This window comes from Sulfuricurvum sp. (assembly GCF_036279695.1).
GTDB lineage: Bacteria > Campylobacterota > Campylobacteria > Campylobacterales > Sulfurimonadaceae > Sulfuricurvum.
In genome coordinates this window covers 1-9,389 of sequence record NZ_DASUIQ010000044.1, presented here as the reverse complement: position 1 = coordinate 9,389, position 9,389 = coordinate 1, and the positions used below count along the sequence as shown (strand labels likewise).

Sequence of the window (9,389 nt, the reverse complement as noted above, 5' to 3'; positions counted from 1 at the left end):
CACTCTAAATCACACGTTTCTTTGAGGCTCAATAGCGCTTTTTTCAGACTTTCATCGTCGCGGATCACAATTCCCGTCGCTTCAGAGGCCTCTTTTTTATTAGGGGTCAAAAGATAGGCGCCGCGATATTTGCGATAATCTTTCCCTTTGGGATCGACGAGCACTTTTTTTCCTGCCGCACGTGCTGAGCTAATAACTCCGCTCGCTACCGTATCGGTAATCACCCCTTTGCCGTAATCGGAGAGGATGATAATGTCACATGCACCGATCACGCTCTCCACGTAGGAAATAATGGCACGTTCACTCGCGGTATCGATTGCGTCTTTTGACTCTTTGTCGTATCGCAATATTTGTTGATTCGAGGCGATAATACGGCTTTTTTTGGATGTTTTTCGATTCAGTTGTTTTACCAATCCTTGAGCGTCAGCACCGATAATCTCCAACATCTTGCATAGCTCTTCGCCGTTTTCATCATTGCCGATGACCCCGCACACGCTGACCTTCGAGCCTAAAGTGACGAGATTATTGATTACATTCCCCGCCCCGCCGAGCACCGTCGTCTCACGCGCAATGTCCACCACCTGCACCGGAGCTTCGGGAGAGATACGTTCGCACCCTCCCCACAAATAATGGTCAATCATCAAATCCCCGATAACGAGGATACGCGGATGAGAATTATGCAATCTTCTCATGAAAGCTCCTGCTCATGTAGACGTTTAATCTCTGGGACATACGCCGCAATCCCCTCTTCAAATTCAAAACGGGGTTTATACCCCAAAACAGCCTTGGTCGTTTCAATATCGGCTTCGGTATGGAACTGATACCGTCCGACATACGGATTGGGGATATATTCGCATTCAAACGATGTTCCGAGTTCACGCTGAAGAATATCGACCATCGATTGAAACGATCGCGCTTTTCCCGTACCGACATTAAACACGCCGGACTCTTTCGGATGCATTGCGAGGATATTTGCTTGAACGATGTCCTCGATATAGATGAAATCACGCAAAATTTGATCCGAGTTTTCAAAAAGCTTCGGATTTTTCCCCGCGAGAAGCTGATGACCGAACTGTACCACCATCGATGATGTTTTGTTTTTGAAAAATTCACGCGGTCCATAGACATTGAAATAACGCAACCCTACGATACTGATATGATCGTGTTTTTGAGAATATTGACGCGCCAAATGGTCCATCATCAATTTCGAAAAACCATACACGTTTTGAGGAGCTTCCCGCCCTACCGCCTGCGGAGAAGGAGCGTCACCGTACGTAGCACCCGAAGAGGCATAAATCATGTTAGCACCATGTTCAACCGCTATATCGAGAAGGTCTTTAAACGCATTGACGTTGGTTTGGATCATCAAATCCTGCTCTAATGCGGTCGTATCCGAAATCGCCGCTTCATGAAAGATATAGTCAAATTTATAGTTTTGAGCCAATGTATTTAAAAGTACTTTGTCATTAATATCGCCGCTGATCACTTCTCCCCGAAAGCCGAGAAGATTTTTAAAATGGCCGAAACTTTTGAGATTGCCGTTAGAGAGGGTCAAATTAGAGCGGAATAGATCCAACACAACGATATGAGCCTGCGGATAGTGCTCTTGAAAATAAAACGCGAGGTTGGAACCGATAAAGCCGGCCCCTCCCGTTATCAAAATGGTTTTAGTGTTTAAATTAACGTCACTGTAGCACATAAAAAGTCCTTCGTACAAGGTAGTATCATATTGTAACAAACTCTTTATTAAAGGTTAAACAGTTAGAGTGCTTTAAGATTGCTAAGACTATAATAACACCGAAATTTTTTATGGAGAAAACAAATGAAAAAAATTGCTCTTGCAATGTTGTTCGCCGGTGTATCTTTGATGGCTGCTGATGGAAAAGCTCTTACAGCTAAATGTGCTGCTTGTCACGGTGCTTCTTTCGAAAAAGCGGCTCTTGGTAAATCAGCGATCGTAAAAGGTCAAGCTGCTGGTGCTATCGAAACTTCACTCAAAGGTTACAAAGCTGGTACTTTGAACAAAGCGGGTATGGGTGCATTGATGAAAGGGCAAGTTGCTACTATGTCAGATGCTGATATCAAAGCAGTTGCTGCTTACGTAGCAGGTATTAAATAATACCGCACTCACCGCACCTGCGGTGAGTCTCTCTTCTACATTTTATTCCGGTCGATACTCTTCTTTTTTACTTACAGACTCTTTTTTACGCTGTTGATTAGCCGCATCGTTTAGTTCACGTTCATCATCATATTGCACTTGATTCATCATTTTGGTCTCATCGTCAAACTGCCCGTTTTTGATTCCCCATAAAAAAGCACTCAACGCAATAGCACCCAAGAAAAGCGATGCACCCAGCATCATTGCGATTACCCAAGAATCCATTATTACCTACCTTTTATTTATAAAGCCAACGTACTCGCATCGAGTTTCCGACAACGAGAAGCGAACTAAACGACATCGAAATCGCCGCAATAAGGGGAATCACATACCCCATCATAGCCAGTGGAATCGTGATCGAGTTATAAACCAGTGAAATACCGAGATTTTGTTTGATCAGTCCGTATGTTTTTCGACTGATCCCAAACGCTTCGGCAAGTGACGTCAACGAATCGTTCATCAACACCACATCGCTCACTTCGATGGCGATGTCACTCCCGTTCCCCATGGCTATGGCAATATCCGCGCGAGCAAGTGCTAAGAGATCATTCACCCCATCCCCTGCCATCACGACAATATGCCCTTCACTATGGGCTTGCTCAATAAACGCCGCCTTCCCCTCAGGACTCAGATGCGCGTGAATTTCATCGATTCCGACCTCGCGGGCAACTCTCATGGCGGAAGCTTCATGATCCCCCGTCAGCATAACAACGCGTAAATCAGCATTTTTAAGTGCGGCTATCGACTCGTATGCGCGCTCTTTTGGCAGATCGCGCAGTTCATAGGTCGCGACCAGTCTGTTATCAACCGCATAATAAAAAAGGCTTTTATCACTCACCGAATCAACCGATAGTCCCAGTTCCTCCATCAAGAGGGCATTACCGCCGGCAATCATCACCCCCTCAAATCGTCCAACCATTCCGCGAGCGGGGATTTCGCGTGCCTCTTCAATACTACTCGCATTTATAGACACTTCCGTGCGATCCAAATACTCCATAACCCCTCGGCTAATAGGGTGCTTTGAAGAGGAGACAAGCGTATATAAAACTCCCGTATCAAAAGGCTCATGAATCGTTGCATAAACCACTTCGGGACGCCCTTGGGTAATAGTTCCCGTTTTGTCCAAAACAACCATCGTAGCTTTTGCCATCGTCTCGATCTGTGCCGCCGATTTAAAGAGGATTCCCCTCTTCGCCCCCAATGCCAAGCCCACCAACGTCGCCACCGGAGTCGCTAGTGCGAGGGCACATGGACACGCGATGATAATAACCGAGATTCCCACCATGAGAGAACGATCAAATGTGTGCGGCCAAAAATACCATGTCCAAAACGTCGCAATCGCCAAAAAGAGGATTGTAGAGGAGAAGTGCTGAGAGAGCCGATTCGCCAACTGTTCGATCGAGGGTTTCTGTGCCATCGCGTTTTCGAGTAAATTCACGAGATTAGAGAGGGTTGAGTGGGCAAAATCTTTGGTCGCACGATAATGGATCAGGGCATCGATGCTCGTCGTACCGCTGATAATACGATCCCCAATGCGTTTAAATATCGGTTCCGATTCTCCCGTGAGGTTACTCTCATCAAAGCTCCCCTCCCCTGAGATCACTTCGCCGTCGATTGCAGAGCGTTCACCGCTTCGGATGAGGATGACATCCCCCTCTTTGACCTCATTGACGTCCACCGATCGGATCGAGTCCCCCTCTACGATGCTCACTTCGCGCGGAATGTGTTTGCCGATAATATCGAGGGTATCCGCTGCATTTTTACGGCTAAGTACTTCGAGAAACTTACCGAAGAGGACAAATGTGATAATCATCGCTACCGAATCGAAATAAGCTTCCCCTTTTTCTAATACCGTAATATAGATGGAGTAGAGGTATGCCAGACTCGATCCCGTCACAACGAGCAAGTCCATCGTAATCGATTTGTTTTTCAACCCGTAATAGGCTCCGCGATAGAAAACCCATCCGCTGTAAAACAAGACGGGAGTCGCCAATACCCACTCCGCGATATTGAGGATCGTTTTAATCTCTTGAGTAATCCCGCTAAAATATCCGGCATATTGCGCTACGGCAATCCACATCATGTTCATCGTCGCGAACGTCGCTACCGCCATCCGCAGATAATACTCTTTTCGCTCTTTGTTGGCTCGAACCTCTTGGAGCGACGCGTCATAAGGAAATGCGTTATAGCCGATGGCGCGGATCATATCGATAATGGCAGAGAGTCGGACACTTTCAGGATTCCACGTGATACGCGCTTTGTTGTTGGTATAGTTGATGTGTGCTTCGATCACCCCGTCCATTTTGTGGAGCGCTTTTTCATTCAGCCACACACACGCCGCACAGTGTATCCCCTCAATAACGAGCGAAACCTGTGATAACCCCTCTTTGGTAGTTGTGACAAAACGTTCACTAAAAGCGGGGGTGTCAAAGTTGGAACTCGCTTCGAACTGCTCGGTAGGAGGTGCGAGAGTCGTATCTCCCATTTTGGAATAAAAGCTCTCCAACCCTTCATCTTTGAGAAGGTGGAAAATCCCTCGACACCCGTTACAGCAAAAGCGATACTCCCCGTCATGGATCATCACTTCATCGCTAAATTCCAGATGACAGTGATCGCATTTAACTTTAGACATATTCGAACTTCCCTGCGCTCTTATTTTTTTTAACCTGTTTAAAACTGCTCATAACACCTTGAATCACAATATGGACACCCGTACTTGCATTGCGCGCATACCCCATCGCCATACCAAGATTGGCCGTTGCTTCGATAGGATCGATATGAAAAGGGATCATAGCACCCGTAAAAACAACCACTTTATCCAGTCCCAAGCTCTCTATATATTCAGCACTCCTATCCATCGTGTCAGTCCCGTGGACGACGATAATAATCTTTTCGGTGCACTGTGCGATTGTCTCTCCCAGCTTCATTCGATCTTGCTGATCCATCTCCAAAGAGTCTTTATAAATGACCCCCTCAAGGGAAATATCCTCAACCAACGATTTTAGAATCTCCTCGACCGCTCGGTTATCCTGCGGGACAAATAACTCTCCCTTAATCGGGTCATATCGTTTGTTGAATGTTCCGCCGGTATTAATGATACGCATTAGAGCAACTCCCCTAATGAGTGGATTATTGTATTCGCTTTGGAGGTATCGGCATCTTTGGATAGGAGAATATTCATCCCCACCCCCGCACGTATTGCGGCTTCAATATCACGCTCGTTGTCACCGATCATCACCGATGCAGCCATGTCAAGATCATAGTCTCTTTGAGCCTCTAAAAACATCCCGGGCTCGGGCTTTCGGCACTCACATACTCCGTCGATGCTTTCATGATGCGGGCAATGGTAAATCCGTGTGATGGTAATTCCCAACTCTTTGAATTGATCCACCATCCATCGGCTGAGGAGTGCGAAATCCTCCTCGGTGTAATAGCCCCGTGAAATCCCAGATTGATTGGTCACAATAATAATCAAATACCCTTGCTCTTGATACCCACGGCATACGTCGATGATCCCCTCCAAAAGCTCGAAATCTTCGATTTTATGGAGATAGTTTTTCTCGACGTTTACGACACCGTCACGATCTAGAAACAGGGCTTTGCTCACCTTATGCTACTCCGCCGCCGAAAAGCTCTTTTTCGATGATGTCACAGAGGATATGCCCGATCAAAATATGGGACTCTTGAATACGCGGAGTGGCGTTCGAGGGAATAATGATCGCGAAATCGGCCATCGCAGCCATTTTGCCTCCGTCACGTCCTACGAGGGCAACCGTGGTCACCCCCCGATCCGCAGCCGACTCGAACGCATTAATGATGTTTTGGGAGTTCCCCGACGTGGAGATACCGATAAAAAGATCACCCTCTTGTGCCATCCCCTCCAACTGACGGGAGAAGACTTTGTCATAGCCGTAATCGTTTCCGATAGCGGTTAGGTTGGAAGTATCGGTGGTCAGTGCCAACGAAGGGATAGAGGGGCGATCAAACCCATAGCGTCCTACCAGTTCCGCCGCGATGTGCTGTGCATCGGCAGCCGAACCGCCGTTACCGGCGAGAATCGTCTTTTTGCCGTGGCGATACACTTCCACACACGCTTTTGCGACCGCTTCTATCGTGTCCAAAAGAGCTTCATTCTCTAAAATAGCCTGTTTGGTTGCCGCTGAATCGGCAATTTGTTTCATAATATAGTTTTTCATTGCTTTCCTTTAGTATCGAATTCCCGTAACGGAGCGGACTTTGTCGATAATCGGTTGCGCGGCTGTACTCGCTTTGCTCGCACCGAGTTTCAAAAGTTCACGCACTTCGTCTTGATGAGCCGCAAAATACTCTCTACGTTCACGATACGGACGGAAGTATTCCCAGATCACGTCATGGGTATAGAGTTTGAAATGGCCGTGCCCCTCACCGCCTCTCTTGTAGCGCTCTTGCAAATCTTGCGTCTGTTCGTAATCCAAAAAGAGTTTCGCGATGTTGTAGACATTACACCCCTCATACTCTTTCGGATCTTCCAGCGGTACCGCTTCGGTCACGATCTTTTTGATAATTTTAGACTGGATCTTCTCTTCACTGAAAATCGGAATCGTATTACCGTAACTCTTCGACATTTTCTGCCCGTCGATCCCCGGTACGGTAGCAACATTCTCATCCACCCGAAACTCAGGAATAGTGAACACATCGCCGTATTGGTTGTTGAACTTGATCGCAATGTCGCGTGCGATCTCTACGTGCTGGATCTGATCTTTCCCCACCGGAACCACTTGAGAGCCGAACAATAAAATATCGGCCGCCATGAGAACAGGGTAGGAAAAAAGGCTGTGATTGGATGCGATCCCTTTGGACACTTTGTCTTTATAACTGTGTGCCCGTTCTAACAATCCCATCGGGGTAAAGCCTGAAAGTACCCAGTAAAGCTCTAATACCTCTTTCACATCCGACTGCACCCAAAAGGTACTTTTCTGCGGGTCCATCCCCAATGCCAAAAAGTCGGTAGCCGCCTGCATCGTGAGTTGCGAAAGACGCGCACCGTCGCTCAGTGAACTCATCGCATGGTAATTGGCGATAAACGCAAATACCTCATGATCGTTTTGTGATTCGATCATCGCCTTGATCGAACCGAAATAGTTTCCAATATGTAAGTCGCCTGACGGTTGAATTCCGGTTAATACTCTCAAAATCATCTCCTTGAATAGAGGATATTTTACCGCACACTCTCTTAAGCTTCCTCTTAAGATAATCTATGTTATATTTTTCGATAGTTCAACACAAAGGATTCATTATGAATACCCAAATTCGTTCCAAAGAGATTAAACTCACCCAACACCTAAATGACCATATTGCACTCGCTATCGAAAATTTTAAACGTTATCATCTTGATATTACAACCGTTAATGTTATGATCACCAAAGAGAAAAAAGGGGTCGGAGTCGAATTTGACATTCATATTGCCCACGCTCAGCCCGTCGTCATCTCAGACGTCGATGAAGATCTCGATACCGCCATCGATCTCGCCATCGAGCGAGCCAATAAAGCCCTTCGCCGTTTACACGACAAAGTAAAAGACCACCACACGTCATCGATTCGTGATATTGAAGTCGTTGAAGAAGAGGTCGCGGAGTAATCCATGTCTAAAATCAATGTCGTTTGCCCTCACTGCGGTGGAGTTAATGCCATTCCGATAAAAGAGTCCTATGCAAAAGCCGCCTGCGGTCATTGCAAAGGCTCATTACTCGATACCAAACCCCTCTCGGTAGACGCATCGTCGTTTGATCGACTGATGCTCAATGACGAACGTCTCATCATCGCCGATTTCTGGGCACCGTGGTGCGGACCGTGCCGAAGCATGGCACCCTCATTCGAAGAGGCGGCTCGGCACTTTCCCCTCAAAGCACAGTTTATCAAAATCAATACCGAAGAGCAGCAGCATTTGGGCGGACGTTTCGGTATCCGATCTATCCCCACCGTCATCGCATTTAGAAACAACCGCATCGTCGATCAGTTTAGCGGTGCTTTACCCACCCCACAAATTATTGCTTGGGTAAAAAAACATCTCTAATTTTTAGCTTTTTTTAGTTACTCTTCCCCAATTCATACTCAGGAAAATAGATGTATAACTGGATTTTGTGGTTTCATGTCATCTCAATGGTCTCATGGTTTGCGGTGCTTTTTTATCTCCCTCGTCTTTTCGTCTACCATGTCGAAAACGGTTCCAATAACGGCTTTGTGGAAGTGATCGAAGTAATGGAGATGAAGATTTACAAATACATCGGCGTCCCCGCATTTTGGGCAACGTTGCTCTCAGGGATTGCGTTGATCGTCTTATCAACTCAACACTATAACGGGGTTAATGTATTTCAAATGGGGGGATGGATACACGCCAAACTGACGCTAGTAGCGATTTTGGTAGCCTATTTCTTCTCACTCGGACGTTATCGCCTCAAACTCAAAGAGAACACAGCCTATAAAAGCGGGAAGTTTTTTCGGTTCTATAATGAGATCCCTACCCTATTATTGATGGGGATCGTTGCACTCGTCGTCGTTAAACCGTTTTAATTACTCAAAAGCCAAAAGGCTTTTGTTTTACCACATAGACCGTGTTTTATGCGGTTGCGGTTTGCGTTTTTGATTTTTTGCTTTCGCTTTAAAGAGAACCGGAGTTCCTTCAAAATCGAACTGCTCTCGTAACTGATTCGTCAAATATCGGCGGTAACTGAAATGCAGTCCCTGCGGTTTATTCATGATAAGCGCGATACGCGGAGGACGGATGTCGTACTGCGTTGCGAAATAGAGACGGATATTCATACCGTTGATACTCGGCAAGATATGTTTACGCATCGCCGCTTGGATAACTTCATTGAGCTTACCGGTTGAGATACGCTGTGAATAGTTCTCATTGATTTTGAGGAGCATATCAAAGATTTTGTGTACCCGCTGTTTGCTCTGCGCTGAAATCGTGATGATCGGTGCGTAGCTCAAAAATTTAAAACGGTCACGTACTTCAGCGATGATTTTTTCATAATCCTCACGCGGAGCCATATCCCATTTGTTGAGAACGATCAGACACGCGAGACGGTTTTTATCGACAAATCCGGCTATTTTCTCATCCAAATCCATAAACGGTTGCGATGCATCCAAGACCAGCAATGCAATATCTGCCGTTTCGAGCATCTCTTCGGTTCGCATCAGAGCGTATTTCTCGATTCCGAGAATTTTTCCCCGTTTACGAATCCCTGCC

The 9,389-nt window shown here is 46.4% G+C and carries 13 protein-coding genes; 4 read left to right on the top strand and 9 right to left on the bottom strand.

Annotated features, from left to right (window positions below; genetic code table 11):
• Positions 1 to 692 (bottom strand): bifunctional heptose 7-phosphate kinase/heptose 1-phosphate adenyltransferase (locus VFW36_RS04495; RefSeq protein ID WP_329657616.1); only part of this gene is annotated, 692 nt, incomplete at its 3' end.
• A complete protein-coding gene (gene rfaD / locus VFW36_RS04490) occupies positions 689 to 1,699 on the bottom strand; it encodes an ADP-glyceromanno-heptose 6-epimerase (protein ID WP_329657615.1) in 1,011 nt (336 codons plus the stop codon). The genes VFW36_RS04495 and rfaD, both read right to left, overlap by 4 nt.
• Before the next feature lie 123 nt (positions 1,700 to 1,822).
• Between rfaD and VFW36_RS04485 the strand changes: the two genes are divergently transcribed.
• On the top strand, positions 1,823 to 2,119 hold the full coding sequence (locus tag VFW36_RS04485; RefSeq protein ID WP_329657614.1) for a c-type cytochrome: 297 nt from the start codon (positions 1,823 to 1,825) through the stop codon (positions 2,117 to 2,119).
• A 42-nt stretch (positions 2,120 to 2,161) separates the two neighbouring features.
• Here VFW36_RS04485 and ccoS read toward each other — a convergent pair whose 3' ends face one another.
• From ccoS to trpS, 6 genes are read right to left on the bottom strand one after another with little or no spacing between them, the layout of a single operon-like run.
• Positions 2,162 to 2,383, bottom strand: coding sequence for a cbb3-type cytochrome oxidase assembly protein CcoS (gene ccoS / locus VFW36_RS04480; protein ID WP_329657613.1), 222 nt, complete (start codon positions 2,381 to 2,383; stop codon positions 2,162 to 2,164).
• 13 nt (positions 2,384 to 2,396) lie between these two features.
• Positions 2,397 to 4,790, bottom strand: coding sequence for a heavy metal translocating P-type ATPase (locus tag VFW36_RS04475; RefSeq protein ID WP_329657612.1), 2,394 nt, complete (start codon positions 4,788 to 4,790; stop codon positions 2,397 to 2,399).
• A complete protein-coding gene (locus VFW36_RS04470; RefSeq protein WP_329657611.1) occupies positions 4,783 to 5,262 on the bottom strand; it encodes an asparaginase domain-containing protein in 480 nt (159 codons plus the stop codon). Before VFW36_RS04470 ends, VFW36_RS04475 begins: the two co-directional genes overlap by 8 nt.
• Positions 5,262 to 5,765, bottom strand: a complete 504-nt coding sequence (gmhB, locus tag VFW36_RS04465) for a D-glycero-beta-D-manno-heptose 1,7-bisphosphate 7-phosphatase (RefSeq protein ID WP_329657610.1) — start codon at positions 5,763 to 5,765, stop codon at positions 5,262 to 5,264. The genes VFW36_RS04470 and gmhB overlap by 1 nt, the downstream gene beginning before the upstream one ends.
• A 1-nt stretch (position 5,766) precedes the next feature.
• Complete coding sequence (locus VFW36_RS04460) at positions 5,767 to 6,354, bottom strand: D-sedoheptulose 7-phosphate isomerase (protein ID WP_329657609.1); 588 nt, start codon at positions 6,352 to 6,354, stop codon at positions 5,767 to 5,769.
• Between the two features lie 9 nt (positions 6,355 to 6,363).
• Positions 6,364 to 7,329: a tryptophan--tRNA ligase gene (gene trpS / locus VFW36_RS04455; RefSeq protein WP_329657608.1), complete on the bottom strand. Its 966-nt coding sequence runs from the start codon at positions 7,327 to 7,329 to the stop codon at positions 6,364 to 6,366.
• A gap of 104 nt (positions 7,330 to 7,433) precedes the next feature.
• Between trpS and hpf the strand changes: the two genes are divergently transcribed.
• The 3 genes from hpf to hemJ are packed head-to-tail and all read left to right on the top strand — an operon-like array spanning position 7,434 to position 8,707.
• Positions 7,434 to 7,775 carry a ribosome hibernation-promoting factor, HPF/YfiA family gene (hpf, locus tag VFW36_RS04450; RefSeq protein WP_329657607.1) on the top strand — a complete coding sequence of 114 codons (342 nt, stop codon included), beginning with the start codon at positions 7,434 to 7,436 and terminating at the stop codon, positions 7,773 to 7,775.
• A gap of 3 nt (positions 7,776 to 7,778) precedes the next feature.
• Positions 7,779 to 8,210 carry a thioredoxin TrxC gene (gene trxC / locus VFW36_RS04445; RefSeq protein ID WP_329657606.1) on the top strand — a complete coding sequence of 144 codons (432 nt, stop codon included), beginning with the start codon at positions 7,779 to 7,781 and terminating at the stop codon, positions 8,208 to 8,210.
• Positions 8,211 to 8,260: 50 nt separating this feature from the next.
• Positions 8,261 to 8,707, top strand: a complete 447-nt coding sequence (hemJ, locus tag VFW36_RS04440) for a protoporphyrinogen oxidase HemJ (protein WP_329657605.1) — start codon at positions 8,261 to 8,263, stop codon at positions 8,705 to 8,707.
• Between the two features lie 27 nt (positions 8,708 to 8,734).
• Here the strand turns inward: hemJ and VFW36_RS04435 are convergent.
• Positions 8,735 to 9,389: GTP-binding protein (locus VFW36_RS04435; protein WP_329657604.1), on the bottom strand; the 655-nt coding region annotated here is incomplete at its 5' end.

Excerpts from the sequence above, each read along its gene's own strand:
- rfaD (WP_329657615.1), bottom strand. The coding sequence starts at position 1,699 with ATGTGCTACAGTGACGTTAATTTAAACACTAAAACCATTTTGATAACG.
- VFW36_RS04485 (WP_329657614.1), top strand. The coding sequence starts at position 1,823 with ATGAAAAAAATTGCTCTTGCAATGTTGTTCGCCGGTGTATCTTTGATG.
- ccoS (WP_329657613.1), bottom strand. The coding sequence starts at position 2,383 with ATGGATTCTTGGGTAATCGCAATGATGCTGGGTGCATCGCTTTTCTTG.
- VFW36_RS04475 (WP_329657612.1), bottom strand. The coding sequence starts at position 4,790 with ATGTCTAAAGTTAAATGCGATCACTGTCATCTGGAATTTAGCGATGAA.
- VFW36_RS04470 (WP_329657611.1), bottom strand. The coding sequence starts at position 5,262 with ATGCGTATCATTAATACCGGCGGAACATTCAACAAACGATATGACCCG.
- VFW36_RS04460 (WP_329657609.1), bottom strand. The coding sequence starts at position 6,354 with ATGAAAAACTATATTATGAAACAAATTGCCGATTCAGCGGCAACCAAA.
- hpf (WP_329657607.1), top strand. The coding sequence starts at position 7,434 with ATGAATACCCAAATTCGTTCCAAAGAGATTAAACTCACCCAACACCTA.
- trxC (WP_329657606.1), top strand. The coding sequence starts at position 7,779 with ATGTCTAAAATCAATGTCGTTTGCCCTCACTGCGGTGGAGTTAATGCC.
- hemJ (WP_329657605.1), top strand. The coding sequence starts at position 8,261 with ATGTATAACTGGATTTTGTGGTTTCATGTCATCTCAATGGTCTCATGG.